This window comes from uncultured Microbacterium sp., assembly GCF_964244775.1.
In the GTDB taxonomy this organism is placed as follows: domain Bacteria; phylum Actinomycetota; class Actinomycetes; order Actinomycetales; family Microbacteriaceae; genus Microbacterium.
Map to the genome: position 1 here is coordinate 173,279 of NZ_CAXTJR010000005.1, position 26,811 is coordinate 200,089.

At 66.9% G+C, this 26,811-nt stretch carries 30 protein-coding genes; 12 read left to right on the forward strand and 18 right to left on the reverse strand.

The window, feature by feature from the left end:
- Window positions 1-9 precede the first annotated feature (9 nt).
- Window positions 10-1,227, forward strand: coding sequence for a pyridoxal phosphate-dependent aminotransferase (locus ACFE6Z_RS10905; protein ID WP_375385713.1), 1,218 nt, complete (start codon window positions 10-12; stop codon window positions 1,225-1,227).
- A gap of 8 nt (window positions 1,228-1,235) precedes the next feature.
- Here ACFE6Z_RS10905 and ACFE6Z_RS10910 read toward each other — a convergent pair whose 3' ends face one another.
- The 6 genes from ACFE6Z_RS10910 to ACFE6Z_RS10935 all read right to left on the reverse strand — a co-directional run bounded on the left by ACFE6Z_RS10910 (window position 1,236) and on the right by ACFE6Z_RS10935 (window position 5,574).
- Window positions 1,236-2,372: a UDP-N-acetylmuramate dehydrogenase gene (locus tag ACFE6Z_RS10910; protein WP_375385714.1), complete on the reverse strand. Its 1,137-nt coding sequence runs from the start codon at window positions 2,370-2,372 to the stop codon at window positions 1,236-1,238.
- Between the two features lie 9 nt (window positions 2,373-2,381).
- Window positions 2,382-2,861 (reverse strand): MaoC/PaaZ C-terminal domain-containing protein, encoded by a 480-nt coding sequence (locus ACFE6Z_RS10915; protein ID WP_375385715.1) that lies wholly within the window; start codon window positions 2,859-2,861, stop codon window positions 2,382-2,384.
- The gene (locus ACFE6Z_RS10920; protein WP_375385716.1) at window positions 2,858-3,307 is read right to left on the reverse strand and encodes a MaoC family dehydratase N-terminal domain-containing protein; all 450 of its coding nucleotides are present in this window, start codon (window positions 3,305-3,307) and stop codon (window positions 2,858-2,860) included. Before ACFE6Z_RS10920 ends, ACFE6Z_RS10915 begins: the two co-directional genes overlap by 4 nt.
- A 71-nt stretch (window positions 3,308-3,378) precedes the next feature.
- Window positions 3,379-4,176, reverse strand: a complete 798-nt coding sequence (locus ACFE6Z_RS10925; protein WP_375385717.1) for a sulfite exporter TauE/SafE family protein — start codon at window positions 4,174-4,176, stop codon at window positions 3,379-3,381.
- A gap of 1 nt (window position 4,177) precedes the next feature.
- Window positions 4,178-4,885 carry a DUF2510 domain-containing protein gene (locus ACFE6Z_RS10930; RefSeq protein WP_375385718.1) on the reverse strand — a complete coding sequence of 236 codons (708 nt, stop codon included), beginning with the start codon at window positions 4,883-4,885 and terminating at the stop codon, window positions 4,178-4,180.
- A 95-nt stretch (window positions 4,886-4,980) separates the two neighbouring features.
- Window positions 4,981-5,574, reverse strand: coding sequence for a ribonuclease H (locus ACFE6Z_RS10935; protein WP_375385719.1), 594 nt, complete (start codon window positions 5,572-5,574; stop codon window positions 4,981-4,983).
- A 158-nt stretch (window positions 5,575-5,732) separates the two neighbouring features.
- Between ACFE6Z_RS10935 and ACFE6Z_RS10940 the strand changes: the two genes are divergently transcribed.
- Entirely contained in the window at window positions 5,733-8,087 is a 2,355-nt protein-coding gene (locus ACFE6Z_RS10940; RefSeq protein ID WP_375385720.1) for an arylsulfatase, read from the forward strand.
- A 38-nt stretch (window positions 8,088-8,125) separates the two neighbouring features.
- On the opposite strand, the gene ACFE6Z_RS10945 is transcribed toward ACFE6Z_RS10940, so the two are convergent.
- The 7 genes from ACFE6Z_RS10945 to ACFE6Z_RS10975 are packed head-to-tail and all read right to left on the reverse strand — an operon-like array spanning window position 8,126 to window position 13,819.
- Window positions 8,126-8,614 carry a GNAT family N-acetyltransferase gene (locus ACFE6Z_RS10945; RefSeq protein ID WP_375385721.1) on the reverse strand — a complete coding sequence of 163 codons (489 nt, stop codon included), beginning with the start codon at window positions 8,612-8,614 and terminating at the stop codon, window positions 8,126-8,128.
- 40 nt (window positions 8,615-8,654) lie between these two features.
- On the reverse strand, window positions 8,655-8,903 hold the full coding sequence (locus ACFE6Z_RS10950; protein WP_375385722.1) for a hypothetical protein: 249 nt from the start codon (window positions 8,901-8,903) through the stop codon (window positions 8,655-8,657).
- Window positions 8,904-8,948: 45 nt separating this feature from the next.
- Window positions 8,949-9,917: an LLM class F420-dependent oxidoreductase gene (locus ACFE6Z_RS10955; protein ID WP_375385723.1), complete on the reverse strand. Its 969-nt coding sequence runs from the start codon at window positions 9,915-9,917 to the stop codon at window positions 8,949-8,951.
- 30 nt (window positions 9,918-9,947) lie between these two features.
- On the reverse strand, window positions 9,948-10,703 hold the full coding sequence (locus ACFE6Z_RS10960; protein WP_375385724.1) for a glycosyltransferase: 756 nt from the start codon (window positions 10,701-10,703) through the stop codon (window positions 9,948-9,950).
- The gene (locus ACFE6Z_RS10965; RefSeq protein WP_375385725.1) at window positions 10,700-12,187 is read right to left on the reverse strand and encodes a PIG-L family deacetylase; all 1,488 of its coding nucleotides are present in this window, start codon (window positions 12,185-12,187) and stop codon (window positions 10,700-10,702) included. Before ACFE6Z_RS10965 ends, ACFE6Z_RS10960 begins: the two co-directional genes overlap by 4 nt.
- Window positions 12,187-13,254: an acyl-CoA dehydrogenase gene (locus tag ACFE6Z_RS10970; protein WP_375385726.1), complete on the reverse strand. Its 1,068-nt coding sequence runs from the start codon at window positions 13,252-13,254 to the stop codon at window positions 12,187-12,189. Before ACFE6Z_RS10970 ends, ACFE6Z_RS10965 begins: the two co-directional genes overlap by 1 nt.
- Window position 13,255: 1 nt before the next feature.
- Window positions 13,256-13,819 carry a Dps family protein gene (locus ACFE6Z_RS10975; protein ID WP_375385727.1) on the reverse strand — a complete coding sequence of 188 codons (564 nt, stop codon included), beginning with the start codon at window positions 13,817-13,819 and terminating at the stop codon, window positions 13,256-13,258.
- Between the two features lie 207 nt (window positions 13,820-14,026).
- Here ACFE6Z_RS10975 and ACFE6Z_RS10980 point away from each other — a divergent pair, with 207 nt between their 5' ends.
- Window positions 14,027-14,293 carry a hypothetical protein gene (locus ACFE6Z_RS10980; protein WP_375385728.1) on the forward strand — a complete coding sequence of 89 codons (267 nt, stop codon included), beginning with the start codon at window positions 14,027-14,029 and terminating at the stop codon, window positions 14,291-14,293.
- Between the two features lie 13 nt (window positions 14,294-14,306).
- Here ACFE6Z_RS10980 and ACFE6Z_RS10985 read toward each other — a convergent pair whose 3' ends face one another.
- Both ACFE6Z_RS10985 and ACFE6Z_RS10990 read right to left on the reverse strand, forming a co-directional pair.
- Window positions 14,307-14,594 carry a hypothetical protein gene (locus ACFE6Z_RS10985; protein WP_375385729.1) on the reverse strand — a complete coding sequence of 96 codons (288 nt, stop codon included), beginning with the start codon at window positions 14,592-14,594 and terminating at the stop codon, window positions 14,307-14,309.
- Between the two features lie 88 nt (window positions 14,595-14,682).
- Entirely contained in the window at window positions 14,683-15,426 is a 744-nt protein-coding gene (locus ACFE6Z_RS10990) for a ParA family protein (protein WP_375385730.1), read from the reverse strand.
- A gap of 95 nt (window positions 15,427-15,521) precedes the next feature.
- Here ACFE6Z_RS10990 and ACFE6Z_RS10995 point away from each other — a divergent pair, with 95 nt between their 5' ends.
- The gene (locus tag ACFE6Z_RS10995) at window positions 15,522-15,896 is read left to right on the forward strand and encodes a nuclear transport factor 2 family protein (protein ID WP_375385731.1); all 375 of its coding nucleotides are present in this window, start codon (window positions 15,522-15,524) and stop codon (window positions 15,894-15,896) included.
- A gap of 63 nt (window positions 15,897-15,959) precedes the next feature.
- On the opposite strand, the gene ACFE6Z_RS11000 is transcribed toward ACFE6Z_RS10995, so the two are convergent.
- Together ACFE6Z_RS11000 and ACFE6Z_RS11005 are read right to left on the reverse strand one after the other, a co-directional pair.
- Window positions 15,960-17,042, reverse strand: coding sequence for a DUF222 domain-containing protein (locus ACFE6Z_RS11000; RefSeq protein ID WP_375385732.1), 1,083 nt, complete (start codon window positions 17,040-17,042; stop codon window positions 15,960-15,962).
- Window positions 16,973-17,395 carry a hypothetical protein gene (locus ACFE6Z_RS11005; protein WP_375385733.1) on the reverse strand — a complete coding sequence of 141 codons (423 nt, stop codon included), beginning with the start codon at window positions 17,393-17,395 and terminating at the stop codon, window positions 16,973-16,975. The genes ACFE6Z_RS11000 and ACFE6Z_RS11005 overlap by 70 nt, the downstream gene beginning before the upstream one ends.
- Window positions 17,396-17,667: 272 nt before the next feature.
- Here ACFE6Z_RS11005 and ACFE6Z_RS11010 point away from each other — a divergent pair, with 272 nt between their 5' ends.
- The gene (locus ACFE6Z_RS11010) at window positions 17,668-17,832 is read left to right on the forward strand and encodes a hypothetical protein (RefSeq protein ID WP_375385734.1); all 165 of its coding nucleotides are present in this window, start codon (window positions 17,668-17,670) and stop codon (window positions 17,830-17,832) included.
- Window positions 17,833-18,116: 284 nt separating this feature from the next.
- Here ACFE6Z_RS11010 and ACFE6Z_RS11015 read toward each other — a convergent pair whose 3' ends face one another.
- Window positions 18,117-18,971 carry an IclR family transcriptional regulator gene (locus tag ACFE6Z_RS11015; RefSeq protein WP_375385735.1) on the reverse strand — a complete coding sequence of 285 codons (855 nt, stop codon included), beginning with the start codon at window positions 18,969-18,971 and terminating at the stop codon, window positions 18,117-18,119.
- Between the two features lie 261 nt (window positions 18,972-19,232).
- Between ACFE6Z_RS11015 and ACFE6Z_RS11020 the strand changes: the two genes are divergently transcribed.
- From ACFE6Z_RS11020 to ACFE6Z_RS11050, 7 genes are all read left to right on the forward strand, one after another.
- On the forward strand, window positions 19,233-20,579 hold the full coding sequence (locus ACFE6Z_RS11020) for an aminomethyl transferase family protein (RefSeq protein ID WP_375385736.1): 1,347 nt from the start codon (window positions 19,233-19,235) through the stop codon (window positions 20,577-20,579).
- 16 nt (window positions 20,580-20,595) lie between these two features.
- A complete protein-coding gene (locus tag ACFE6Z_RS11025) occupies window positions 20,596-21,468 on the forward strand; it encodes a methylenetetrahydrofolate reductase (protein ID WP_375385737.1) in 873 nt (290 codons plus the stop codon).
- Window positions 21,469-21,505: 37 nt separating this feature from the next.
- A complete protein-coding gene (purU, locus tag ACFE6Z_RS11030; protein ID WP_375385738.1) occupies window positions 21,506-22,381 on the forward strand; it encodes a formyltetrahydrofolate deformylase in 876 nt (291 codons plus the stop codon).
- Between the two features lie 137 nt (window positions 22,382-22,518).
- Complete coding sequence (locus ACFE6Z_RS11035) at window positions 22,519-23,508, forward strand: hydroxyacid dehydrogenase (RefSeq protein ID WP_375385739.1); 990 nt, start codon at window positions 22,519-22,521, stop codon at window positions 23,506-23,508.
- 94 nt (window positions 23,509-23,602) lie between these two features.
- Window positions 23,603-24,898, forward strand: coding sequence for an ABC transporter substrate-binding protein (locus ACFE6Z_RS11040; protein ID WP_375385740.1), 1,296 nt, complete (start codon window positions 23,603-23,605; stop codon window positions 24,896-24,898).
- A gap of 148 nt (window positions 24,899-25,046) precedes the next feature.
- Window positions 25,047-25,901, forward strand: coding sequence for a carbohydrate ABC transporter permease (locus ACFE6Z_RS11045; protein ID WP_375385741.1), 855 nt, complete (start codon window positions 25,047-25,049; stop codon window positions 25,899-25,901).
- Complete coding sequence (locus ACFE6Z_RS11050; protein ID WP_375385742.1) at window positions 25,898-26,809, forward strand: carbohydrate ABC transporter permease; 912 nt, start codon at window positions 25,898-25,900, stop codon at window positions 26,807-26,809. The genes ACFE6Z_RS11045 and ACFE6Z_RS11050 overlap by 4 nt, the downstream gene beginning before the upstream one ends.
- The last annotated feature ends 2 nt before the right edge of the window (window positions 26,810-26,811 follow it).

Sequence of the window (26,811 nt, forward strand, 5' to 3'; positions counted from 1 at the left end):
CTGGATCGCGTGACAGACAGCGCTCGTGCAACCCCCGCCCTCTCCCGCAAGCTCGGCGCGATCGCCGAATCGGCGACCCTCAAGGTCGACGCCAAGGCCAAGGCGCTCCAGGCCGCCGGGCGCCCCGTGATCAGCTACGCGGCGGGTGAACCCGACTTCGCGACGCCGCAGTTCATCGTGGATGCTGCGGCCGAAGCCCTCCACGACCCGAAGAACTTCCGCTACACGCCGGCGGCGGGTCTCCCCGTGCTTCGCGAGGCCATCGCCGCCAAGACGCTGCGCGATTCGGGACTCGAGGTCGAGGCATCCCGCATCGTCGTCACCAACGGCGGCAAGCAGGCCGTCTATCAGGCGTTCCAGGCGGTCGTGAACCCCGGCGACGAGGTGCTGCTGCCCTCTCCCTACTGGACGACGTACCCCGAGGCGATCCGCCTCGCCGACGGCGTGCCCGTCGAGGTGTTCGCCGACGCCGACCAGGACTACCTCGTGACCGTCGAGCAGCTCGAGGCCGCACGGACCGACCGAACGACCGTGCTCGTGTTCGTCTCGCCGTCCAACCCGACCGGAGCCGTCTACTCGCCCGAGCAGACCCGGGCGATCGGCGAGTGGGCGCTCGCGAACGGCATCTGGGTCATCACGGACGAGATCTACCAGAACCTCGTCTACGAGGGGGTGCGGGCCGTGTCGATCGTCGAGGCCGTCCCGGAGCTGGCCGAGCAGACGATCCTCGTCAACGGTGTCGCGAAGACCTACGCGATGACGGGCTGGCGGGTGGGCTGGATGGTCGGCCCGAAGCGCGCGATCACGCTCGCGGCCAACCTGCAGTCGCACCTGTCGAGCAACGTCAACAACATCGCCCAGCGCGCGGCGCTTGCGGCGCTCACCGGCCCGCAGACCGAGGCCGAGGAGTTCCGTGCGGCCTTCGATCGTCGTCGACAGCTCATCGTCGCCGAGCTCTCGAAGATCCCCGGCATGAGCGTGCCGACCCCGCTCGGAGCCTTCTACGTCTACCCCGATGTGCGCGGGCTGCTCGGCCGGGAGTGGGAGGGCGTCACCCCGACCACGAGCCTCGAGCTCGCCGACCTCATCCTCGAGAAGGCGGAGGTCGCCGCCGTCCCCGGTGAGGCGTTCGGGCCGAGCGGATACCTCCGCCTCTCGTATGCGCTGGGCGACGACCAGCTGCTGGAGGGCGTGCAGCGCCTGCAGAAGCTCTTCGGTACGGCGTAAGGCGTCGGCTAGAGCTCGACGCCCACCAGCACCGGCTCGGGCTGCAGGATCAAACCGAATTCCGACTGCACGCGACCCTGGATGAACCGGGCGAGTTCGGCGAGCTCTGCAGCCGTGCCGTCGCCCCGGTTCGTGAGGGCCAGGGCGTGCTTGGTCGAGACGGCCGCCCGCGAGCGCGGGAGCGAGAACCCCTTGCGGATTCCGGCGTGCTCGATCAGCCAGGCCGCGCTGACCTTGACGTCGGACTCCCCGGAGGTCGTGAGCGGCACCACACCGTCGTAAGCATCGAGCGGGATGACGGTGACCGGGTCGAGGAGCGGCGCCAACGGCCATCGGGGGCAGGCGTCGGGAAGTGTCCGGGCGAAGCCCGCCGACACGATCGCGTTCTGGAAGAACGAGCCGGCACTGCGCGTATCGGGGTCGTCGGCGTCGAGCACCATTCCCTTCCGCCGGCGGGTCTCGAGCACGTGATCGCGGATCCATCCGAGTGACACGGATGCTGTCGGCCCGAGCCCGAGGGCGGTCCGCAGCTGCTCTCCCCGCACCGGCAGATCGCCCGAGCCGACCTCGGCGAACTCGAAAGTGACCGAGAGGATCACCGCAGGGCGCTGCGGAAGCGAGCCGTAATGGTGCTTGAACACCGACGTGCGAAATCCCAGCCCCAGCTCGCCTACCGGGACGGTGGAGACCGCGCCCGTCGCCTCGTCGATCAGATCGACCTCAACGAGCGTCTCGGCGATCTCCTGTCCGTACGCCCCGATGTTCTGCACCGGCGCGGCACCGACCGTGCCGGGGATGCCCGACATCGCGGCGATACCGGCGAGTCCCTCGCCCACCGCATAGGCGACAAGATCGTCCCACGAGTGTCCGGCCTGCACCTTCAGCCGCACGAGGCCAGGGCGCGACGCGGGCAGACGCTCGATCCCGCTCGTGAGGATGCGCACGACGGTGCCCTCGAACGGCTCGTCGCCGACGAACAGGTTGGAGCCACCGCCGAGCGCCAGCCAGGGCTCGCCGTCTGACCAGGTGTCGCGGAGCGCCTCGACGAGTTCGTCGACGGTGTGCGCGTCGATCATGCGTGCGGATGCACCGCCGGTGCGCAGCGTGGTCAGCTGCGCGAGCGGAATCGGGTCGACGTCGGTCATCGGCATCCGCTAGACGAGCCGGATCCGCACCTGGGCCCGCCCGAGCACCGCGATCTCGCCGTGCTCGACCGTGCCGTGAGTGACGGTGTCGTGAGTGACGGTGTCGTGAGTGACAGTGTCGTGAGTGACAGTGTCGTGCGTCACTTTGAGGTCGATGCGGGCGATGTCGTCATCGACGGCGCCCACGGTCGCGACCACGTGCACGATCGCGCCCTCGACGAGATCCACGATCACGGGCTTGGAGAAGCGCACGCCGTACTCGATGATCCGGCCCGAGTCGCCGAGCCAGCCGACGAGCGTCTCGACGGCGAGGCCCATCGTCAGCATGCCGTGCGCGAGCACACCGGGCAGCCCCATCGACTCGGCGACGTCGTCGCGGTAGTGGATCGGGTTGAAGTCGCCCGATGCACCCGCATATCGCACGAGCGATTCGCGGGTAAGGTGCACGTCTCGCTCGGCGACGACCTCGCCGACCTCGAGGCCGCTCATGCCGCGTCTCCACCGACGACCAGGAGCGAGGTCGTCGTGACCACGTGTTCTCCCCGCACATCAGTGATCTCGGCCTCGCACGTCACCATCGCATTGCCCCCGACCGCGCGGATCGAGGTGATCCGCAGGCTTCCGGTCAGCTCGTCCCCGGCGACGATGGGTCGCGAATAGCGGAACCGTTGCTCGCCGTGGAGGATCCGCGACAGCACGATCCCCGAGTCGGGTTCGGCCAGCAGCTGCTGCAGCGTCACGTCCTGGACGACCATCGCGAACGTGGGAGGCGCGACGACGTCCGGGTACCCGAGAGCCTGCGCCGCGACGGGATCGAAGTGCTGCGGATCCTCGGCGAAGACGGCACGGGCGAACTCGCGCACCTTCTCCCGACCGACGAGGTAGGGCGGGGTGGGCGGGAACGCCCGGCCCACGAGCTCTGGGTTGACCGGCATCCCCCAATCCTATCGATCGCGCCGCGCGCACCACGGGGCGGCCGCGGACGGCGGATGAAGAGCGGATGCTGTCAGCGGGCGCGACCGCGGACGGCGCGGATCGCCATCTGCACCGCGATGAAGGTCAGGAAGGCGGCGAAGAGGATGTTGCCCAGGAGCGGATCGACCAGGGTCGCGATCCAGGCTCCGAGGGCCGTGGTCGTGCAGGCGGCACCGCCGACGAGCGCGGCCGCGACGAGGTCGACGTTCTGCCTGCGGAGGTTGCCGATCGTGCCCGACACCGCGGTCGGGATCATCATGAGGAGCGATGTGCCCTTGGCGATCAGGTCGCTCGTGCCGAACAGGAGCATCAAGGCGGGGACGACGATCACTCCGCCGCCGACTCCGAGGAGGCCGGCGAGGACCCCGGTAATGAGCCCCAGCGCGATGAGCCCCAGGATCGTCACCAGCGTGAGCTCGAGGCCGGCGGCTCTGGACGGGATCACGATGAACAGGCTCACTATCACCACCGCAAGGAAGGCGACGAACCCCCAGCGCAGGGCGGTCTGCGACACGCGCGGCAGCAGCCACGTGCCGACCTGCGCGCCGATCACGGCGCCGGCGGCGAGGATGAGGGCAGGGATCCAGGCGACCGAGCCGTGCAGGGCGTATGAGATCACCCCGACCGTCGCGGTGGGGACGATCGCCGCGAGCGAGGTGCCCGCCGCGAGCCGCTGGTCGAATCTCAGGAGGAGGACGAGGAGCGGAACGATGACCGTGCCGCCGCCGACACCGAAGAGGCCGGAGAGGAGCCCCGCAGCCAGGCCGATACCCACACAGGCGAGAACGAAGCGGATCGTGCGGGGTGGGCGAGCGGGGGTTGCCGTCACGTCAGTTCGTCACGGACTCGAGCGAGTCGATCGCCCACAGTTCACCATCGCGGACCAGCGTGTAGGTGTAGTAATTCCCGTACGGCTCGGGGGTGTCCAGCAGGTTGCCCGAATCGTCGAAGAGCGCATCGTAGGTCTCGGTGGTCTCGACGGTGATCGTGGTGCCGCGCGTCTGGACGTCGTCCACCGTGAGGAGGTAGTTGTCCTTCGTGTCGGTGAAGTCGTTCGAGAGCGATTCGAATGTGGGGCAGTCCGTCAGCTGATTGGCATCGCGGAACGCGGTGGTCGTCGAGGTGAACAGCTGGTCGCAGTCCGCGTTCGCCCAGGCCTGGTCGTACATCTTCACCGCCGCAACGGCGTCCTGTTCGTCGGCGGACCCGGCCGGCGCGCTGGTGGAGGTGCCTCCCGGCGTGCCGGAGGAGACTGCCTGCGAGAAGATCCCGATGAACAGCGCGATCAGGATCGCCGCGAGGACGACCAGCCCGAGCACCACGACCCCGAGCACGACCCAGACGATCCAGAGCTTCGACGTGCGGCGCTCGACGACGGCGGAGTGGGCGACGGCGACCGGGGCGACAGCCGGGGCGGCGGCCGGGGCGACAGCGTCCGGGGCATCCGGGGTGTGCACGTACGCGGACCACTGCGCACCGTCCCACCACCGCAGGGTGCCGTGCCCGTCGTCGTACCAGCCTGGGGGTGTCGCCGTCATGACCGCCTCGCTTCCGGCGCCGAGCGCGGCGCTCGCCACAGCCTACCGGGGAGCGGTCCGGCGAAGACCGGTGGAGTCTCGCTCGAGCGCTGAACTCAGCGCGCCGCGCGCGCCCGCCGAGGGGTGTCCTCGCCGGCTGTGGGGGCATCCACGGAGACATCCAACCGGGGGTGGCCGCCGCGCGAGTACCAGACGCCCTCGCGGCCTTCGGCTCCGTGCTGCGCGGCACGCACGGCCCGCTCGTCGGCCCATCCGTTCAGGCGGTGGCCGGAATGACCTCGGACGTGTTCGAGGATGACATCCGGCATCCCCGCCGCCCTGCGCGCATCGCGCACGGCGATCATCTCGCGCAGGATGTCGGCGTTCTTGGTGGGCGCGCCTGCCGTGGTCTTCCAGCCCCGCCTGGCGTGGTTGTCCATCCACGACCGGTAGGTGTCGAGCGCGTACGTCGAATCCGCCTGCACACACAGGTCTGGCACGTCGGCGTGGTCGCGCACCGCATTGAGCAGCGCGAGCAGCTCGCCGATGTTGTTGGTCCCGTGGGCGAGTGAACCGGCCGCCCACTGCCCGTCTTCACCGACCCACGCCCACCCTGCCGGGCCGGGATTGCGCTGGCACGCGCCGTCTGTCGCGACGATGTACGGATGCCGCGACCCGGCCGTTCCGGTCGCGTCCTGCTGCTCCGACATCCGCTCGTCCTCCCCGCTCGCTGCCTCAGCAGGCTACCCGAACGGGGGTCTCGGCCCTGGAGGCACCGCCCCCGTGCCGGCCGCGATCGCGCCATCGCGGCGAGCGAGGTCTCGCTCTAGGCTGAGAGAGCCCGTGTCGTCGACGAAAGAAGAGCACCGTGTCTGAAGTCCTCCCCGGAAGCGTTCTGCCCATCCCCGATCAGGTCTACACAGGCCCGATGGTGATGGACGCGAAGAAGATGGAGGAGAAGCTTCCTCCGATCGAGATGAAGCGGCCGCCCAAGAAGGCGCCCAATGTGCTTCTCGTGCTCCTGGATGACGTCGGATTCGGGGCATCCAGTGCGTTCGGTGGACCGGTGCCCATGCCGACCGCCGAGCGGCTCGCAAACGGCGGTCTGCGCTACAGCCGTTTCCATACAACGGCGATCTGCTCGCCGACTCGCGCGGCGATGCTGAGCGGCCGCAACCACCACCAGGTCGGCATGGGCCAGATCACCGAGACTGCGACGCCGTCGCCGGGTTATCGCTCAACCCGGCCGAACTCGTGCGTGCCGCTGCCCGAAATCCTGCGCCAGTCCGGGTACAACACCGCCCAGTTCGGCAAGTGCCACGAAGTGCCCGTCTGGGAGTCGGGTCCGACCGGTCCGTTCGACCACTGGCCCGCCTTCAGCGGTTTCGAGAAGTTCTACGGGTTCATCGGCGGCGAGACCAACCAGTGGACGCCGGCCCTGATCGACGGCGTCGGCTTCATCGAGCCGCCCACTGATCCCGACTACCACCTGATGCCGGATTTGGCCGACAAGGCGATCGCCTACATCAACCAGCAGAAGGCTCTGACGCCTGACAAGCCGTTCTTCGTCTACTTCGCGCCCGGAGCGACGCATGCGCCGCATCATGTCCCGAAGGAATGGATCGCCAAGCACAAGGGCAAGTACGACCAGGGCTGGGACAAGCTGCGCGAAGAGACCTTCGACCGTCAGAAGGCGCTCGGGGTGATCCCCCACGATGCGGTGCTCACCGAGCGCAGCGAAGGCATTCCCTCCTGGGATGAGACGCCCGAGGAGCGTCGCCCCATCCTCGCCCACCAGATGGAGGTCTACGGCGCGTTCCTCGAGTACGCCGACTTCCACACCGGCCGCGTGATCGATGCGATCGAAGAGCTCGACCTGTTGGATGACACGCTCGTGCTGTTCATCATCGGCGACAACGGCGCCTCGGCCGAAGGCGGGCTGGAGGGCGCGTTCATGCTCTCCACCGCAGCCAACGGCGGGGCCGAGTACGAGACCGTCGAGTTCTGGCAGGAGAACCTCGAGAAGGTCGGCGGACCTGAGGCTTACAACCACTACGCCGTGGGCTGGGCGCACGCGATGTGCACGCCGTACCAGTGGACCAAGCAGGTCGCGAGCCACTACGGCGGCACGCGCAACGGCACGATCGTGCACTGGCCGTCGCAGATCGAGGCGAAGGGCGAAGTGCGCGACCAGTGGCACCACGTCATCGACGTCGCCCCGACGATCCTCGAGCTCGCCGGGCTCGCGCAGCCGCACACCGTGAACGGCGTGACCCAAGTGCCGATGCACGGCACCTCATTCGCCTACTCGTTCAACGACAAGGCGGCCGGCGAACGCCACCACACGCAGTACTTCGAGATCATGGGAAACCGCGGCATCTATCACCGCGGCTGGACTGCCCAGACGCGGCATCGCACGCCGTGGGACGTCGTGAGCGCAGCACCGGACTTCTCCGACGACGTGTGGGAGCTCTACGACACCACTGTCGACTGGACGCAGTCGAACAACCTCGCCAAGGAGAATCCCGCCAAGCTCGCCGAGCTGCAGCAGCTCTTCCTCATCGAGGCGACGCGCTACAACGTCATCCCGCTGGATGATCGCGCCGCCCAGCGCATGAACCCGGAGTTCGCGGGTCGCCCGACGATCGTGCAGGGCAAGACGCTGCGGCTCTACCCGGGGATGACCCGGCTCAACGAGAACGTCGCGATCAACGTGAAGAACCGCTCGTGGTCGGTGACCGCCGAGATCGTGGCGCCCGAAGACGGGGCGCTCGAAGGCGCGATCGTGGCACAGGGCGGGCGGACTGGGGGCTGGTCGTTCTTCGGCCAAGCCGGAAAGCTCGGCTTCCATTACAACTACTGCGGTCTGCTGCGCAGCACGGTGCTGTCGACGGATGCGGTGGGCTCCGGCATCCATCAGGTCCGTGCCGAGTTCGCATATGCCGGTGGCGGCATAGGGCGCGGTGGGACGGTGACCCTCTTCATCGACGGCACGCCGCAGGGGATCACCGAAGTGGAGCGCACGCACCCCATGTACTTCTCGTTCGACGAGGGCCTCGACGTCGGCTGCGACACCGGGATGCCGGCATACGAGGGCTACAAGACATGGGGCGCCGAGTTCACCGGCACGATTCACTGGGCGCAGATCGATCTCGGCCTCGACGATCACAGCCACCTGCTCGACCCGGAGGAATGGCTGCAGGCGGCCATGCGCCACCAGTAGGACATCGCACCCGACGAAACGCGAGGGCGACGACGGAGTCAGCGCACGGCGTGCGAGCGGGGGCGGAGCTGCTTGCGCAGGAAGATCTGCGCGGTTCCGTCCCCGTTGTCGATGCTCGCCGATTCGCGGTATCCGCTCTCCTCGTACAGCCGGATGTTCGCCTCGCTGAGGCTGCCGGTGAACAGCTCGGCGGCCGAACAGGTCGTCGCCTCTTCCGCGGCCGCGAGCAGCCGAGAGCCGATCCCCATGCCCTGCATGTCGGGGGCGATCGCGATGCGACCGATCAAGAGCAGATCGTCGCCCTCGCTCGTGCGGATTGCTCCGACGATGCGCTCCCCCACCAGCGCGACGAAGCCGCCGGCATCCGCCAGCTCGGCAGTCAGCTGATCGAGCGTCTGGATGAGCGGCGCCTGCGCAGGGTCGCCGTAGATCTGCGCCTCCGTCACGAACGCCGCACGCTGGACCGTCAGTACCTCGCCGGCATCGTCCTGACGGATGGGTCGGATCACGACATCGTCCATGAGCATCCCCCCTCGTTCGAGAACATCCGAATGCAGCTCGCCGGCGTCAGAGCGCCTTCTGCAGCTTTCTGACAGCCCGCTTGCGGGCCTTGTCCGCGTTCTTGGATGCTGTCGCCGTCGCCTTCTTCGCACTCTTGACGGCACGCGTGCGGGCCTTGGCGACATTCGGGTCGTTCCAGAACGTCTTGGCCGCGTGGACGACCTCCCGGTATCGGGATCGACCGGCCTCGGCGCCCAGGACATACGCCGTTGCGGCGATGCCGATGACGAGGATCCAGGTGAAGAAGGTTTTCATGACGTCTCCTGACTGTCTGTTTTCGTGGGGTGTAAACGGCCCAGCTCAGAGGGCCCGCAGCTTCTCGAGAAGGGGCGCGGCGGCCTCGTCGAGGAATTGGGCCTGCGCCTGGTCGCCGACCTGGACGAGGGCGACGTCGGTGAACCCGGCGTCGAGGTACTCCTTGACGCCCGCCACGATCTTGTCGAGATCAGGACCGCAGGGGATCGCGTCGGCCATGTCTTCCGGCCGGACGAATTGGCTGGCTCCCGCGAATCCGGCCGGGGTGGGCAGGTCGGCGTTGACCGCCCATCCGCCGCCGAACCAGCGGAACTGATCGTGTGCCCGGGCGACGGCGGTCTTCTCGTCGGGGTCCCAGCTCACCGGCATCTGGCCGATCTTGCGCGATCCCGGCCCGTGCGCCTCGTCCCACGCGGTGAGGAGTTCCCCTGCGGGCTGGACGGCGATCAGGTGATCCGCGAGACCGCTGAAGCGCTCGATCGAGCTGTCGCCCGACACCGCCACAGCCAGCGGAACAGGCGTGTCGGGAGCATCCCAGATGCGTGCCGAATCCACCCGGAAGTAGTCGCCCTCCCACGTGACGAGCTCGCCCGAGTGCAGCTCCCTGATGAGGTGCATGGCTTCTTCGAGCATGGCCTGCCTGACCTGCACGGAGGGCCACCCTTCGCCGATCACGTGCTCGTTCAGGTTCTCGCCGGAGCCCAGCCCCAGCGTGAAGCGCCCCTCCGAGAGGAGCTGGAGCGTAGCGGCCTGCTGGGCGACGACGGCGGGGTGATAGCGCATCGTCGGACAGGTGACGTAGGTCATGAGCTCCACGGTCGAGGTCGCGTGCGCGACCGCCCCGAGGGTGACCCATGCGTTGGGCGCATGCCCCTGACTCGTCAGCCACGGCGAGAAGTGATCGCTCGACACCTCGAAATCGAACCCGATGGCCTCAGCCGTCGCGGCGTACGACACGAGCTCTCGCGGGCCGCTCTGCTCCGTCATCAACGTGTACCCGAACCGTGCACTCACTGCGAGGCTCCTTCTCTCTTCATCTGCGGATCATTCGACGTCGACCGATCGTCGATTCAGCTCGGCCGCCAGCGCGCGGATGAATCCTGCGTAACCGCCGGGCGTGCGCCCGACCTGGCGTCCTGAGGTGACCACCTCGGGCGACGCGCTGGCCTGCACACGCGCTCCGGCTCGGCGTGCCCGCTCGACCAGCCCGACATCCTCGTGTTCGGCGACCGCCGCAAAGCCGCCGGCGGCGAGGTAAGCATCTGCTCGGATGCCGAGATTCGCGCCGTGGACGTTACCGGTCGGCACCCCCCGCGGGTGCGTTCGCAGCCAGTGGCGCCGATGGACGGGCGTGAGATCCGCGAAGTCGGGCCGCACTGCGCCGAGCACGACGTCGGCGCCGAAGGCGGCCAGGCGGGCGTGGGCGACGATCCACGAGGGAGGCACCCGGGAGTCGGCATCGGTGTTGGCGATCCAGACCCGGTGAAGATCAAGGGCGGGAGGATCAACGGTGGGAGGATCAGCGCCGCCCAGTTCGGCGAGCGCCGCCGACGCACCGTGGGCGCGCGCCGCTCCGACTCGCGACGCGCTGATCGTGGAGACGGTGAACGGGTGCCTGCGGGCGACGAGGGCCGAGGCATCCGCACAGTCATCGAGGACGACGCGGACCTCGCACGCGATGCCCGTCCGCTCCGCCCGCGCCACGGCGACCTCGAGCGCGCTGAGACACGCGTCGAGAAGTTCCTCTTCGTCGTGGACGGGCACGACGACGATGACTCGGGTGACGGCGTCCGAGCTCATACGAGCCCCTCGCGCTGGGCGACCGACCTGGCCGGTGCCGGGCTGAACACCTCGAGGATGAAGTCGCGCTCTTCGTGCGTGACCGTGGCCTCCCAGCCCGGCGTCGCGCGCAGCGCGGCATGCACGGCGTCTCCGGTCTGCGGATACTCGCTGACCGGATGCCGCCAATGACAGGCCACGAGGCATCCGTCGTCCGCGAGGTCGCGTGCCATCAGGCGGATCGCCTCCGACAGATCGTCGGGATCGAGGTAGTAGCCGACTTCGGACAGCACGATCGTGTCGTAGCGGCCGGCCGGCCAGTCGCCAGGCACGTGACCGTGGACGAAGGTGACCTCGGCCCTGCGATCGTCGGCACTCCGGCCAGCCACGCGGTCTCGTGCGACATCGAGAGCAGCCTGCGCGCCGTCGACGGCGACGACGCGCCGCGCACGACGGGCGAGCTCGCGCGTGATCAGCCCGGTGGCGCACCCGATCTCCAGGACATGACCGAGGTCGCGATGAGGAAGCGCCGCCAGCAGGATGCTGCGCTTGCGCTCCTCGTACCACCGGGTCTCGAAACCCCACGGGTCTTCATTGCGGCGGTAGAAGTCATCGAACCAGTCGGCGGGCATCGACTCGCCGGCGCGCTCGTCGGCAGGGCGCTCATCTGCACTGCGGTCACCAGCAGGGCGCTCACCAGCTGTGCGCTCGCGGATGTAGACCTCGACACCGCGCTCGAAATGCGCGCGCATGCCGTCGTGGACGACCGCCTCATCGCCGGCAGCCGCGGAGAGCGGCGCGATCTGAGACGCGTGCAGCGCGATCGCGCGGCGCTTGGCCTCGAGGTCGTCGGCGCTGAGGTCGAGTGCGAACGCGTCCGTCCAGGGGGCATCGTCGGGTCTCCCCCAGTGCCACAGCCAGATCGGGTAACCGAAGTGGGCGATCCCGCGCGGGGCGCACACGTCGGCGCAGGCCTGCGCGGCCGCCGAGTGATCGGAGTGTCCGTCGCCCGACCACGGCGCCACCACCACGGCTCCCGCGCGAGCATCGGGCGCGAGCGCATCGACGACCGCAGCCAGCGCGTCGGTCAGGTGCGCGACGTTCTGACGGAGCGTCCCGTCGCCGATCCCGAGGAAGACGATCTCGGCCGCGGGTGCGACGGTCGTCACCGCAGCCTCCACCTCGCTGCGACGGAGCGCGGCGAGCCGCGTGGTCGAATGCGTCGGCGAGTCGGGGTGTGATCGCTCGCCGTCCGTCGCGACTATCACGGTGACGCGCCCGCCCGCGCCCGCGACGGTCCGCATGAGGCCTGCCGCCCCGAGCGTCTCATCATCGGGATGGGCCGCGACCACGACGAGCTCGGCGATCGGCGAGCTCGCACCGTTCCCGCCGTGCGCCCTCGAGCGTCGGAGCTCACTCCCGATGCTCGGGAGCGAGCCCAGCCGCGGGTCGGCGTGCCATACCGCTTCGTCGGTGCCCGGGTCGAGATGCGTGAAGGCGACCATCAGCGACCCACCGAGGCGACCGCGCGACCGATGCGCGCGATGTCGCGGAGACCGTGATGCTGGCGGAGGTACAGGTGCAGGTCGGCGACGCGCCGCGCGTGGTCGTGATCGGAGACGAGCGGAGCGGGGCCGAGCGCAGCATCCGCTTCCGCCAGTGTGATCGTCGCAGCATCCGACACGACGGCGCGCACCCGTTCGGCGAGAAGCCGCTCGTCGACGCCCGGGCGGGGGTCATCGATCGTCCGCGCCGCCTCCACGAGCGTGGCCCGCGCGCCCCACAGTGCAGCGTCGGCCCGCCCGAGGTGGACGAGGGCGAGTTGATCGGCATGTTCGGAGGATGCCGGGGGCACGAGCGCTGCGGCGATCCCGTCGGCCGCGCCCCACCAGCACGCCGCGACCGACATCCCGCCGCGCGCGAAGCCCGGACGCGAGAGATACCACCCGATCCCACCGACCGGCACCGCCACCACATCATCGAAGTCGACCGGGCTGCTGACCACGTGCGAGAGGCCGCGGGCGAACCACTCGTCGCGGTGCGGACGCACGCCGGCCGACCGCATCCCGACGGCGAACAGCCGGCGATGCGTGTCATCGACGAAGGCGGTGATCAGCGCATGCGAGACGTGGCCGGCGAGCGAGCACCACGGCTTGGTGCCGTTGAGCCGCCATGTGCCTGCGGAGTTGTGTGCGTCCAGCCGCGCACCGGGCCCCTCGGCGGCGAACACCCCCCACGACGAGTCGGGGCCCGCGTCGACCTGCTCGATCCCCCACTCGTCGTGGCCTGCGACGAGATCGACGCCTGCCTCGTGGAGGATGCTGAGCGCGTCGAGGTGCGGCTCGAGCATCCGCGCCGCCGACACGTTCATCGCCGCGGTTCCGGCCAGGATCTCCCAGAGTGCAGGGGTCGAGCCGCCGCCCACCCGGGGGGCCGTGCGGCCGACCCCGACGCACCAGTCCAGCGTCGCATCGACGTGCGTGCCGAGCATCGGCACGTCTTCGGCACTGTCGACGACGGTCTGCGCGACAGCGCTCGGCTCACCGTCGGCCGAGAGCACCGCCCGCCGCATGTCAGCGCGACGCTGCCGGGGTGCGGTTCTCAGCGCTGACCATCCAGGCGAACTGCTCGAGCTTCTCGATGATCGCGTGGAGGATGTCGGCGCTCGTCGGGTCTTCCTCGTCGACGTCGTCATGGACGCTCCGCATCGTGCCGACGGTTGCCTCGAGGCGCACCGTGATCAGGTCGACGGTCTCGGTCGTGTCGATCTCGCCCTGCGGGTATTCGGGAAGAGTCGTCGTCGCCGCGACGATGTCACTGCGTCCGTCCGGAACGGCGTGGAGCGCCCGCATCCGCTCGGCGACCGTGTCGCTGAACTCGCGTGCGGCTTCGATGATCTCGTCGAGGATGCGATGCGTGTCGCGGAAGTTGCGGCCCACCACGTTCCAGTGCGCCTGCTTGCCCTGCATCGCCAACTCCAGCAGGTCGACGAGGACTGCCTGGAGCCGGTCATCGAGACCCTTCGATGCCACGAAGCCCTTCTCCGCGTTCTGACGTCGGGTCACCTTCACCCCCGTGCCGCCCGCTGCGCGCCGGGTCGTCGTGGTCGAGGTCTTCGCCTTCTCTGTCGTAGCCATATCAGCCACCTCCTGCTGCGACGGTAGTTGGCCACCTCGGTCTGCGAAGGGGACTTGACAAGCCGGTGATCTCGCCGCGCGCGGGCGTGCGCTCCCGCCCGAGTAGCCGCCTTCCCCTCGACCGTCAAGTCCGTTTGCCTCTGGCGACGAGCAACTTACAGTCGACGCACCCGTCAGGTCGGGCCATGGCGTCGAAGGAGACGACTGATGGAACCTCGAAGACCGAGGAGTTTCACGCTCGCAGAGCGCAGGTCCGGCGTGTGGGAGATCAGAACAGCGGATGCTGCCCTCATCGCCCGACTCGCGAGGACCGACGACGACGAGGTGGAGGTCTCGTGGCAGAGCAGCATCCCGCTGCCGCATGTCTACGCCACCGCGGAGGTCGCCCTCACCGACCTCGTCATGTGGGAATCGCGCCCGCGCGGCGGCACCAAGCCGATCCCCATCCCGTCCGCGCGGCCACCTCGCGTGTGAAAGCGACGTCGCGTCACCAGGCGACGCGTACCTTCGACCCCGATCCCCGCAGCGACGTCGCGAGGTCGTCGACCCACTCGTGCGCGCCCGCGGTGGCGTCGTCCGCCTCGTAGATCGCCCAGAGGAACCGGTCTGCGTAGACGGTGTCGTCTCGGGCTCCGGCATCCCACGCGCTCACCAGTTCGGACGCGAACGGCATGTCTTCCGCGTATCGCACGAGCAGTGCGCGGACGCGCGCGTGTGCCGCAGCACGCGTCATGCCGCCCGCGCCGACGACGGGATGCAGGACCCGGCCGTCCACCTCGACTTGAAGGAAATTCCATGCCCCGGGATGCTCCGTCTCGATCGCGACGCCGTGCGGATTGCGCGTCCGGCGCCCAGGCTCGCACTCAGGAGGCGCGGCGCACGCGCTTCCACAGGTTCGCGAACGCCTTGGCGGAGTCCGAGGTGGGGGCATATGCGCCGACCGGTGCGCGATGCTCGCCCATGCGCTCGACCACCACACTGGCGCCGACATAGCCGTCGCCGATCTCTTTGTGGGCGGCGGGGAGCTGCTCGAGCGCCTCGATGTGTGCGCGCTTGCGCCGGTCCACCTGCGAGAGGAAGGCGACGAGCGTGACGCGGCTGCTGGCATCCTTGATCACGCTGCGCACCTGCTCCAGCGAACGCAGCCCGAGCGGCGAGGGAACGAGCGGAAGCACCACGACGTCGGCGGCGCGCAGGGCGTTCTCTGCGACGAGCGATGCTCCGGGCGGGGTGTCGAGGATGATGACGTCGTACTCTTTGCGCAGCGGGCGCAGGGCTTCGGTCACCCGCGACGACGACTTCTTCGCCGCATCCAGAGCGATCTCGAGGTCACGGTAGCTCTCGTCTGCGGGCAGTACATCGATCCGGTCGAACTCCGACTCGCGCACCGCCTTGTGCGCGGCGTTCTTGCCGCGCACAAGCGCCTCGACTCCGCCGCGCAGGTGCGGCTTGACCTGCAGCAGCCACGTCGCCGCGCCTTGGGGATCGAGATCCCACAGCAGCACGCTGCGCCCTTCGGATGCCGCCTGCCAGGCGAGGTTGACGGCGGTTGTCGTCTTTCCGACCCCACCCTTGGTGCTGTACACCGCGATCACCGTTGCCGCCACGAGCCCATCCTCGCACGCCCCGCCATTCCGACCCAGGGCCCTGCTTGCCCGACGCTCGCTTGCCCGATGTCCGCGCCCCGAGATAGATGTAGGACATGGACGACACCGTGCAGAACTGGCTGGATGCCTACCTTCGCGCCTGGGCCTCGAACGAACGCGCCGACATCGAGGCGCTGTTCACCGAGGACGCCAGGTATGCAGGCAGTCCCCTCGATCCCGAGCCGTGGGTGGGTCGGCAGGGAATCGTCGACGGATGGCTCGCCCATCGCGACGAACCCGGCACATGGAGTTTCGAAGGTGCGCCGCTGATCCATTCCGACGGCATCGGAGTCGTGCAGGGCATCACTCGTTACGACGACGGCAGGACGTACGCGAACCTCTGGGTCATCACGTTCGCCGACGACCGTCGCGCCCGCGACTTCGTCGAGTGGTACATGGAGCCAACGCCGGTGCGCGAAGACCAAGCCTGACCGAGCGGTCGCAGCCCGGGCTTGAGGATGCGCAAACCGACGACAAGGCACGAAGCGTGTCGATCATGTCTGTCGCCTTATTCGTTCGCGCATGCGGGTGGGGGCGGTGGTGGTTGGTCGCCAGATTCCTTGCGGGTCATACCAGTGGGGTCCACGGATTTCGGGGGTGCCGTGGATCATCCGGATCTGCCAGTGGCCGTTGTCGAGGGTGCGGTGGTGGTACCAGCAGAGCAGGACGCCGTTGTCGGTGTGGGTCGGGCCGCCGTTCGCGTACGCGGTGACGTGGTGGATTTCGCACCATGACACGGGGACGTGGCAGCCGGGGATGACGCATCCCCCGTCACGCAACGCGATCGCCTTGCGCTGCTGATGGTTGAACACTCGGTCCGAGGTCTCGATGCTGACAATCCGGCCGCGTCCGTCGGTGAGGACCCGTTGGACAGCACCTGTGCAGGCGATGTGGCGGGCGAAAGTGAGTGAGACGGGGTCTGTGATCCCGTCGATGTGTGCATACCCGCGGCCGGACTGCATATCGTCGGCGCGAACGGAGACGACCAGGGTGGGGGCGGCGCCGCCGAGGGTGGGAAGGGCACCGGACCCGGCGATCTTGAACAGGACTGTCGCGAACGCGTCGTGCTGCCGCTGGGCCCGGGTGCGGGGGTCGGCGTCGCGTACGTAGGGGGGTTCGCCGGGGTCGGGGGTGTCGCCGAACCACGGGCCGCCGGGGGCGGTGTCGGTGTCGTCGTTTTTCGGGTTGAGGATGCTGTCGAAGACGAGTTGCAGCTGCGCGCCGACTTCGGGCAGCAGGTTCCCGCGGACGGGGACGAGATTGTCCCGGCACACCCCGATGGTGAACGAACGCTTACGGAGCGCGCGGGTCTCGCGGGGTTCCGCGCCGTCCTGGTCCAGGTAGGTCGCCCACACCGTCGCCATCGCACGCAGATCGTCCGCACACGGTGACGGGGCAGCCTCGGGGCCTTCCCCGCGAATGCAGGCGGCCAGCTCTTGGTCGGCGGCGAGATGTGCGGCCGCGCCCACGACCGCCGTGACGTCGCGGAGCGGGCCGACGACGGAGATCATCCCGTCGACCCCGACCCGCCCCGCAGCAAGTTCCCCCCGCAGCGCCGGATACTCGGCGGGGAGCACCTGCCCGATGACGGCGCGACCCGGCGGATGACCGCCCGCCCAGCGGTCAGGAGGGTGCCGACCGTGCGGGAGGAGAGTCGGGTGGCGCGTTGGAGGAGTTCGGACGCGTTCCGGCACCCGTACCGGCCGGCGATCTGCTCCTCTTTTGACGGGAGCGTGCACCGGTCATCGATCTGCGCGGCCCCTTCGATCAGGAGCGCGTCCGCATGGCGGCCGATCCGTGCCGCGGCAGCGATCACCGCGATCAGCACCTCGTCGCTCACCCCGCGGAGCCCTTCACCGGAAAACGCTGCCGCGACCATGTCGCCGAGCGCAGCATCCACCCCATCAAGGGTGCCGACGAGGTTCTCCATACCCCCATTCTGATCAGGGCCACCGACATTCCAAGGCGAATGAGCGCCAGATCAGGGAGGATATTCCGCGCCTGTGGGAAACATCTATTTAAGGATGTTTGGGGAGGAATCGGCGGGGGGTCTAGGCACGGCGCGCGCGCCTATTCGACCGCCGCGAAGCGATGACTCCGTCAGTGCGCGTTCGCGTCGACCTCGCGCCGGGCGGACAGTCAACCCCCTTTCCCGCCGCGAAACGCGAGTCGTACTCTGCAAGCCCGAGAAAGGTGACAAATATGTCGAATGTCGTTCCCATCGTGCCCCTCCCGCTCCCCGAGAGCGACGACCCGCCCACCCGCGAGGTCGATGGCGACGAAATCGTTGACGCGGATGCGAACGATGACCTGATCAACAGCGCTGACGCCGACGAGTTGGCTAGTCAGGAGCCCGCGGACGAATGATTTGGCGCTAGCCGACTCGCCGGGCCGACGGCGGGCCTTCTCTAGGGTCGGCGCGAGCGTCAACTACGGGCGGTGCCCCGCGCTGATGGACGATGGTTTCGTTGGTGTTCCAGGATGACTCCGTCGCCTCTGCGTATCTGCGATCGTTGCCGCGCTTGATCGGATCAGTGAAAAACCGACCCGACCGATGGACGGAACGTAGATCCGAGTGCCTATTTCGATGACGGCGGTAGAACCCTCGCTGCGCAACGGGGCGCGTTTCCGGTGAGTGAAAATGTGGCCGGTCATCGACGTCGCTGCCCGAGAAACCGCATGGACGATGCCGACGATCTCACGAGGTAGCGGCTTGCGCCCCCAGGGAGCGCGTCCGGGTGTCCCGCAGGCAGGTACGCGCGGGCGAGTGTGTTGCCGATCCCGGCCGCGGTGCGACGCAGAGCCGACGCGATGGGGCGGGTCGCGGTCGCGTCGTTCGGGACCACCATGCCCAAGGCCGCTACGACGACTTCGTGCGCGCCTGAGACCGGCACGGCGATGCCTCGAGATCCGCCGAAGATGTATCCGTCGGCCACAGCGTAGCCGCGTCGTCTCGTCAGATCGACTGCCTCCTGGAGTTGTTCAGCGGTCTGCGGAGCAGCCGGTGTCGGTGGTCGCAAGCCCCGTTCAACGACTTCTTCGACCAAACCCTCCGGCCCGAAGGCCATGAGCACCAACCCCAGGGCGGTATGCGGCAGCGGCATATGACCGCCGACGACCGTGGCGTTCACGACGGCATCAGGAGTGGAGATCCGATCCAGCACGAGGGCGTCGACGTCGTAACGAACGGCCAATTGGACATGCTGTCCGAGACGTCTGTGAAGGTCGATCAGAAACGGCTGAGCTATTTCTCTGAGCCCGAGGGCACCGGGCGTTCGGGTTCCCAGTTCCCACAGCCGGTTTCCCAGGCGATAGCGCCGGTCTTCCAGGACTTCGAGCAGACCTTGGCTGGCGAGTTCTCTCACGATCCGGTGCGTCGTCGAGATGGGGCGGTCAGTCCGTCGCGCGATTTCGGAGAGCGTGAGGAAGGGATGGTCGACGCTGAACGCGTCGAGTACACCGAGCGCGCGATTGAGCGCCGACTCGCCTTCGGAGTGTCTCGCCATCTCTCAGCCCTCTCGCGGATCGCGACGCGGATGCATTCACTTTCCACATCATAGGTAATCACGCTCCTCGCGGCTGGGCTTTCAGACTTAACCTGACCGCGCACGGCGCACCATCGCGTACGGCACACTCAACGGCACGTCAGATCGAAGGAGATCGGGATGAAGGGCTTCGCGTCAGCTCAGGAAGTAGCGACCGGCTCGCGTGCGGACCGTGATGAGGTCCGCGGCGGCGCGGGCCGATCGATCGAAGGAGAAGTCAGCGTGTCGGAAACCCTGGAACGCGCCATCGCCCGAGCGGGCGGGGCGGTCCCCCTGCTGCGTAACACCGATTTTCCGGCATTCATCTTTCCCATCCAGCTCGAGTTCACGAACTGGCGCGACGAGGAACGCTCGTGGCGAGAATCCGTGGCGTTGATGGATCTCTCCCAGCACATGAACAACCTGTTCATCGAGGGGACGGATGCGCTCGCGTTGCTGTCGAGCCTCGCGGTGAACACGTTCTCAGGCTTCCGCGTCGACATCGCCAAGCAGCTCGTCGCCGTCAACCACGACGGCTATGTCATCGGTGATGGCATCTTGTTCTACCTCGCGGAGAATAGCTTCGACCTGGTGGGGCAGCACTCGCTCATCGATTGGGTCCGATACAACATCGAAGAAAGCTCTCTCGATGTGCGCTATCGGCTGGACGGGCATGCGCTGACGCGCTCGGGCGACCCGGAATTCTTCCGCTATCAACTGCAAGGCCCCAATGCGCTCTCACTGATCGAGGCGGTCACCGGGAGCCCGGTGCCCGAGGTGAAGTTCTTCCATATGACCTCTTTCCGCATCGCCGGACGGACGGTGCGTGCACTGCGGCATGGCATGGCCGGGCAACCCGGCTTCGAACTCTTCGGTCCGTTCGGCGACGCTCAGGTCGTGCGGGAAGCCCTCCTCGAGGCGGGCGCCGACTTCGGAATCAGAGCCGTAGGAGCGCGCGCGTACTCCAGTACACCGCTCGAAGCCGGATGGATCCCCACACCTGTCCCCGCGATCTTCACCGACCAGCTCGAGCCGTACCGAGCATGGCTTCCTGCCTCACGGGTCGGGTCGCTCGGTGGCTCGTTCTCGCCTGGCGCGATCGAAGACTACTATTTCACTCCTTACGATCTGGGTTACTCCCGCAACGTGAAGTTCGATCACGAATTCATCGGCCGTGCCGCGCTCGAGCGCCTTGCCGAGGCGCCACGCAGACGGAAGGTCACGCTCGTGTGGGAGCCGGCGGATGTGAGCGAGATCCTCAACTCGCAACTGCAACCGGGCACGCCGGCTAAGTTCCTCGAGTTCCCCAAAGCCCGGTACGCCTATCACCAATACGACACCGTCCTTCTCCAGGAAAGGCCTATCGGGATCTCGACCGACGTCGGATACCTCGTCAACGACCAGGTTTTCGTTTCGCTCGCTTCCATTGACGCCGACATCGCAGATGGCACCTCGGTCGAACTGATCTGGGGCGAATCGCCCGTGACGAGCAAGCCGCAGGTCGAACCCCACCGGCAGGTGGTGGTGCGAGCGCGCGTCGCCCCGGCGCCGTTCGACGATTTCGCGCGCAGCCAATACCGCGACCGATAAGAGATGAGACGCTGAGATGGTCCGCACGTCAACTCCGGCAGGCACCGGATCCGCCGAACTGGTTCGCAATTTCTCACTGGAAATGACGGGCAAGGACATCGGCGCGCTCCGCGAGGCCTCCGAAGCCATTCCGAGGGGCACCAAGATCAACGTCACCTTCCTCGCAAACGAGGATCTCCAGACGCGAGTCGCTGCCGCCGGGCTGGTGAGGAGCCTCGGGTTCGAACCTGTGCCCCACATCTCCGCACGCCGTATCGTCTCTCGCGCATCTCTGGAGGAATTCCTCAGTCGCCTGCAGGATGTCGGCGCAACGAAAAGCGTGTTCGTCGTGGGTGGTGATCCGGCAACACCTGAAGGTCCCTATGAGAGCGCTTGGCAGCTGATCCGCACAGGCCTGCTTCTGGACTACGGGGTGCACGAAGTCGGCATCGCCGGTTACCCGGAGGGGCACCCCCACATTTCCGACGATGTCCTGTGGAGATCCCTCGAGGACAAGGTCTCCACCTTGGCACAACAAAAGTTGGATGCTGCGATCCTCACGCAGTTCGCATTCGACGCCGACCCGGTCGTGGGCTGGGTCGGCGCCGTCCGCGCGCGCGGAATCGACAGTCCGATACGCATCGGCACCCCCGGGCCCGCTGGCGTCAAGCGTCTGCTCGGCTTCGCTCGCCGGTTCGGCGTCGGCGCGAACGCCATGATCGTGAAAAAGTACGGCTTCTCTTTGACCAACCTCGTCGGCACGGCTGGCCCCGGAAGATACATCGACGATCTCTCGGGCCTGCTTTCACACGATCAGAGCGCCGGGAAGGTCGAGCTGCATTTCTACCCTTTCGGAGGAATCCGAGCCACGACCGACTGGGCGAACGCGTACATCGCCTCGCACTCATGACAGACCAGAGAAGCCGCTCGACACACCCAGGAGCGACATGACTGCGCCCGCCCAGGCTCTCCAGGACCGTGCGTGCCTGGTACTGCACGGCCCCGACCAGCCAGGCATCGTCGCCGCGGTGGCCGCTCTCATCACGCGAAACAACGGGAACATCGTCTCTCTCGACCAGTGCTCCGACGACGCCAACGGTGGTGCATTCTTTCAGCGGGTGGTCTTCCACCGGCCTGAGCTCAGTGCGGTCCTTCCGCAGATCGAAGACGACCTCCAGGCGACGCTGACGCCCTTCGGAATGCATTGGCGACTCACGGATCAGTCGATTCCGAAGCGTATGGCGATTTTGGCGTCCACCGCGGATCACTGCGTTCTCGAACTGCTGTGGCGCCACCGCCGCGGCGAGCTGCCGGTGACGGTTCCGATGGTGATCTCCAACCACACCAAGATCGCTGCGGATGTCCGTTCGTTCGGAGTCCCGTTCTTCCATGTTCCATCGCGCCCGGAAGACAAGTCGGCATCCGAGACCAGAATCCTGGAACTGGTGAAAGGCAACGTCGATTTCCTCGTATTGGCACGGTACATGCAGATCATCTCCGACACCTTCCTCGATGAGGCGGACGTGCCGATCATCAACATCCACCACTCCTTCCTCCCCGCCTTCGTGGGTGCGGCGCCCTACCGCAGGGCAAAAGACCGCGGGGTCAAACTGATCGGTGCCACCTCGCACTACGTGACCGCGGAACTCGACGAAGGACCGATCATCGAGCAGGACGTTGCGCGCGTCACTCACGCCATGAGCGCGAACGACCTGCAGGCTCGGGGCGCCTATGTCGAACGTGCCGTGCTCTCTCGTGCCGTCGGTTGGCACGCCGAGGATCGGGTTATCCGGCACGGAAATCACACCATCGTTTTTGCCTGAACCGACGAGAAGAAGACCATGACAATGACGCCGACCATCCCTCGCGCAGGGGCTGACCCGATGACGCAGTCGTTCAGTGAGGCCGTCGCGCCGTACTTGCGGAACGCTTACCGGGAGCACGTGGGGGGTGGGGCTTGATGGTCGCATCCAGCCCGGTCGTAATCGTCAACATGCCCGACGCCGTCGTGGACGAGTTGTTCGATCGCGACGTACGCGAGCGATTGCAGGCGGTGGGGGACGTGAGTTTCGTCGGGGCGAGCGGTGGCCCGGAGCGACTGCAAGCGGACGTCCTGGTCACGGGTTGGCAGACCCCGCCGCTCCCTGACCGGCTCGGCCCCACCGATCGCGTTCGGTTCATCGCCCACAGCGCCGGCACCATCCGTTCGATCATTCGCAAGACTCTCATCGCGGATGGTGTACGGGTAAGTCAATCCACAGCAGCCCTGTCGCAGTCCGTGGCCGAAATGGCACTCTACTCGACGATCTCGCTCCTGCGTTCGCTGCACAGTGTCGACCGGCGGATGCATGCCGAGCGCGACTGGAAAGCGGCCGTCCCCCGTCCTGCGGGCGATACCGTCGCCGGCTCCACGATCGGGGTGATCGGCGCGAGCCGAATCGGCCGGATCTATATCCGCCTTGCTCGCGCTCTGGGTTCCCGCGTCCTGGTCCACGACCCGTTCCTGTCGGAGACGGATGCCGCCGAGCTACAGGTCGAACGCGTCCCGCTCGAGGATCTGCTGCGAGCGTCCCGTGTCGTCGTCAATCACGCGCCCGTGACCGATGAGACTCGCGGGATGCTCGACGGTCGCAGGCTCGGACTGATCGCCGACGGCGGCATCCTGATCAACACGGCCCGCGCGGCCATCATCGATGGCGCGGCGCTGGAAGCCGAACTGATCAGCGGGCGGCTAAGCGCGGCGCTCGATGTCTTCGACGTGGAGCCGCTGCCCGCTTCCAGCGCACTGTGGGGGCTTCCCAACGTGTTGCTCTCACCCCACATCGGGGGAGTCACGCGGCAGGCCCGTCGGGGTCAGGGTCTGATCACAGTTGAAGAGATCGAGCGATATCTCGCAGGGCAACCGCTGCAGCACGAGGTGGATCTGGCCAACTACGACCGGCTCGCATGAGCCTGCATGCCCCGAAAGTTACAAGTTCATTTCGACCCTAGAATCCGTCCAATTATCGTATAATATAAATTCATCTGACCCGAAGGAGAGCCAAATGAACCACATGAAGCGTTCGCTCGCAGCAGTCGGCCTCACCGCCGTAGCCGCCCTGGTCGTGGCAGGATGCTCGGCAGGCTCCGGGCCTGCCGAATCCTCGGGGCCCATCGAGATAGAGTACTTGGGCTGGGTGAGCGAGCTCCAGGATGCCATCGACATCTGGAACAAGGAGAATCCCGACATCCAGGTCAAGCTCAGGACGACCACGGGGTCGGATGAGGCCAACCCGGCGATCCGCGCGGGTGTGCAGGCCGGCAATGCGCCGTGCATGGCGCAGATGGCCTATTTCTCGTTGCCGAACTTCGTCGCTGACGATCTCCTCATGCCCATCACCGACGTGGCGGCCCAGTACCAGGACAAGTTCCTCGACTGGACGTGGGCGTCGGCGTCGGCGGGTGGAGAGGTGTACGGCATCCCTCAGGACAGCGGGCCCATGGTGATGTACTACAACCAGGACGAGTTCGCCAAGTTCGGAATCGAAGTACCGACCACGTGGGAAGAGTACGCCGCGGATGCTGCAAAGGTGAAGGCACAGGACCCCACCGTGAGTCTCGGATTCCTCGGCCCCGACGACGTGGGCGCTTATGCGGGTCTGGTCGCTCAGGCCGGAGGACGCTGGACGACGATTGACGGCGACGAATGGAAGGTCGGGATCAACGACACCGGCTCGCTGAAGGTCGCGAACTTCTGGCAGGACCTCCTCGATAAGAAGCTGGTTACGATCACACCCCGCTACGATGCCGGACTCTTCCCTCAGCTGATCGATCACAAGATCCTCTCCTTCGTCGGTGCATCGTGGAACTACACGACGTTGCCGGACAACGTGCCCGATCAGGCCGGCCAGTGGCGAGTGGCGCAGATGCCCAAGTGGGAGGGCTCCGAAGACACCGCCAATCACGGCGGCTCCGCTTCGGTCGTCCTGAAGGGGTGCAAGCACCCGGCTGAGGCCGCCAAATTCGCTACGTGGCTCAACAGCTCCGATGAGAGCATGGACATTCTCATCCGCGGCGGGCTCTACCCTGCAGCGAACGACGCGTTCAACCTGGATGTGCTGAAGCAGGGGGTCGACTACTACGGCGGTCAGGTCGTCTACGACGAGTTCGCCGCGTCGGCCAAGAACGTCGACACCTCGTGGACGTTCGGGCCTACCTACGACGCCACGGCAACGGCCTACACGGACGGTCTGGCTTCTGTCGCCTCGGGTCAGGGCACCTTCGTGGATGTGGCGAACGACGTGCAGAAAAGTACGCTGGCTGACATGAAGGACCGCGGCATCTCGGCGAGCGCAGAATGATGGGCGAATCAGGCGGGCTATCATCACGGTCGAGACGAGAGTTGTATCCGTGGTAACGACCGAAAGCCGCACAGCGGCGGGGAACACCTCAACCCGTGTTCCCCGCCGTCACCCGGGTGACGTGAAGAGGGGTCAGAGGAACGCCGCTGTGTACCTCGTCGGCCCGTTCATGATCCTCTACGCGATCATCTACGTCGCGCCGATCGTCTACTCCGTCGGCCAGAGCTTGTTCACGTTGCGCAGTACCTCATCGCTCGGATTCGGCGGGGTGAAGACGGTCTTCGTCGGGTTTGAAAACTACCTCACTGTGCTCCAATCAGGTACGTTCTGGGCCTCGATGCTTCGGATCGTCGTCCTCGGGCTCGTCCAGGTGCCGGCGATGCTCATCCTGGCCGTCGCGCTTGCGCTGCTGATCGACTCGAAGGTGGGCAGAGGGAACCGCGCGTTCCGCCTGTTCTACTTCCTCCCGTATGCGATACCGGGTGTCATCGCGGGCATTCTCTGGTCATATCTGTACGGACCGAATCTGAGCCCGATCGTGGAGGGATTCGCCGATCTCGGTATCACCGTCGACTTCCTCGGCCGCGACGTCGTGCTCTGGTCGATCGCGAATATGATCACGTGGTCCTGGGCCGGGTACAACATGCTCATCGCGCTGTCGGCGCTGCAGAGCGTACCCCGCGAGATTTACGAAGCGGCCAAGATCGATGGCGCGAACGAGTGGCAGGTCGCGTTGCAGATCAAGCTCCCTCACCTGCGGCCGGCCCTCATCCTTTCAGGCACGCTGTCGATCATCGGTACGGTGCAGACCTTCAACGAGCCCAAAGTCCTCTCCGTCATCTCACCGTTTGTGACGAGTGAATACGTCCCGACCATGGCGGCACTGCAAGCCGCGTTCGGGCGCAATGACTTCGGGGTCGCGGCCTCGACGAGTGTGCTCATCGCGCTCTTCGCAGGTGTGCTGTCGGCCATCTACTACCGAGTGACATCGAGGCAGACGTGACAAATCTCACCGAGACCGAAACCATTGTCGTCGGCGCCCGGCGTCCGAGGAGGGGTGCGTCCGCGCGCAGTCCGCAGTCCAGCATCGTCGCGACTACGGGCACGACTTTCATCCTGGTGATCGCCGCGATCTACTTTCTTCTTCCGGTGTGGTGGCTGTTCGTATCTTCGACGAAGACCGCCGGCGACCTGTTCAACTCCAACGGCTTCTGGTTCTCGGACTGGAACCTGTGGGGCAACATCGAGAGTGTCCTCACGCGGGACGACGGATCATTCATCGTGTGGTTGCTCAACTCGATCCTGTATGCGACGGTGGGCGGGGCGGCTGCCACGATCCTCGGGGCCGCGTGCGGCTACGCTCTCGCCAAATTCGACTTCCGCGGAAAGGGAATCGTTTTCGCATCCATCATCGCGGGCGTTCTTCTTCCCGGAGCGCTGCTGACGATTCCGCTCTTCCTGCTCTTCTCCGCGGTGGGCGTGGTCAACACGTACTGGTCGGTGCTGGTGCCGGCATTCGTGAGCCCGTTCGCCGTGTATCTGTCGCGCATCTACGCCGATGCATCTATCCCCGACGAGATCATCGAAGCGGCGCGGGTGGATGGCGCAGGCGAACTGCGCATCTTCTTCACGATGGGGCTGCGCATCATGAGCCCCGCTCTGATCACGGTGTTCCTCTTCAGCTTCGTCGCGACGTGGAACAACTTCTTCCTTCCTCTGGTCATGCTGAAAGACCAGTCGTTGTTCCCTGTAACCCTCGGCATTTTCAACTGGTTCAACCAGACGAACCAGACGCCGTACGCCGACGTCATCACCGGTTCGTTCCTGTCGGTTGTCCCACTGATCATCGCCTTCATCATGCTGCAGCGCTTCTGGCGGGCGGGACTCACTGCAGGCGCCGTCAAGGCATGAGT

What these genes read in the sequence shown, in the direction of transcription:
- ACFE6Z_RS11040 (WP_375385740.1), top strand. Translation starts at nt 23,603, where the DNA reads ATGAACCACATGAAGCGTTCGCTCGCAGCAGTCGGCCTCACCGCCGTA.
- ACFE6Z_RS11035 (WP_375385739.1), top strand. Translation starts at nt 22,519, where the DNA reads ATGGTCGCATCCAGCCCGGTCGTAATCGTCAACATGCCCGACGCCGTC.
- ACFE6Z_RS11015 (WP_375385735.1), bottom strand. Translation starts at nt 18,971, where the DNA reads ATGGCGAGACACTCCGAAGGCGAGTCGGCGCTCAATCGCGCGCTCGGT.
- ACFE6Z_RS10945 (WP_375385721.1), bottom strand. Translation starts at nt 8,614, where the DNA reads ATGCTCATGGACGATGTCGTGATCCGACCCATCCGTCAGGACGATGCC.
- ACFE6Z_RS10930 (WP_375385718.1), bottom strand. Translation starts at nt 4,885, where the DNA reads ATGACGGCGACACCCCCAGGCTGGTACGACGACGGGCACGGCACCCTG.
- ACFE6Z_RS10975 (WP_375385727.1), bottom strand. Translation starts at nt 13,819, where the DNA reads ATGGCTACGACAGAGAAGGCGAAGACCTCGACCACGACGACCCGGCGC.
- ACFE6Z_RS10915 (WP_375385715.1), bottom strand. Translation starts at nt 2,861, where the DNA reads ATGAGCGGCCTCGAGGTCGGCGAGGTCGTCGCCGAGCGAGACGTGCAC.
- purU (WP_375385738.1), top strand. Translation starts at nt 21,506, where the DNA reads ATGACTGCGCCCGCCCAGGCTCTCCAGGACCGTGCGTGCCTGGTACTG.
- ACFE6Z_RS10980 (WP_375385728.1), top strand. Translation starts at nt 14,027, where the DNA reads ATGGAACCTCGAAGACCGAGGAGTTTCACGCTCGCAGAGCGCAGGTCC.
- ACFE6Z_RS11025 (WP_375385737.1), top strand. Translation starts at nt 20,596, where the DNA reads ATGGTCCGCACGTCAACTCCGGCAGGCACCGGATCCGCCGAACTGGTT.
- ACFE6Z_RS10960 (WP_375385724.1), bottom strand. Translation starts at nt 10,703, where the DNA reads ATGAGCTCGGACGCCGTCACCCGAGTCATCGTCGTCGTGCCCGTCCAC.
- ACFE6Z_RS10920 (WP_375385716.1), bottom strand. Translation starts at nt 3,307, where the DNA reads ATGCCGGTCAACCCAGAGCTCGTGGGCCGGGCGTTCCCGCCCACCCCG.
- ACFE6Z_RS10965 (WP_375385725.1), bottom strand. Translation starts at nt 12,187, where the DNA reads ATGGTCGCCTTCACGCATCTCGACCCGGGCACCGACGAAGCGGTATGG.
- ACFE6Z_RS10950 (WP_375385722.1), bottom strand. Translation starts at nt 8,903, where the DNA reads ATGAAAACCTTCTTCACCTGGATCCTCGTCATCGGCATCGCCGCAACG.
- ACFE6Z_RS10970 (WP_375385726.1), bottom strand. Translation starts at nt 13,254, where the DNA reads ATGCGGCGGGCGGTGCTCTCGGCCGACGGTGAGCCGAGCGCTGTCGCG.
- ACFE6Z_RS10910 (WP_375385714.1), bottom strand. Translation starts at nt 2,372, where the DNA reads ATGACCGACGTCGACCCGATTCCGCTCGCGCAGCTGACCACGCTGCGC.
- ACFE6Z_RS11005 (WP_375385733.1), bottom strand. Translation starts at nt 17,395, where the DNA reads ATGGAGAACCTCGTCGGCACCCTTGATGGGGTGGATGCTGCGCTCGGC.
- ACFE6Z_RS11010 (WP_375385734.1), top strand. Translation starts at nt 17,668, where the DNA reads ATGTCGAATGTCGTTCCCATCGTGCCCCTCCCGCTCCCCGAGAGCGAC.
- ACFE6Z_RS10995 (WP_375385731.1), top strand. Translation starts at nt 15,522, where the DNA reads ATGGACGACACCGTGCAGAACTGGCTGGATGCCTACCTTCGCGCCTGG.
- ACFE6Z_RS10935 (WP_375385719.1), bottom strand. Translation starts at nt 5,574, where the DNA reads ATGTCGGAGCAGCAGGACGCGACCGGAACGGCCGGGTCGCGGCATCCG.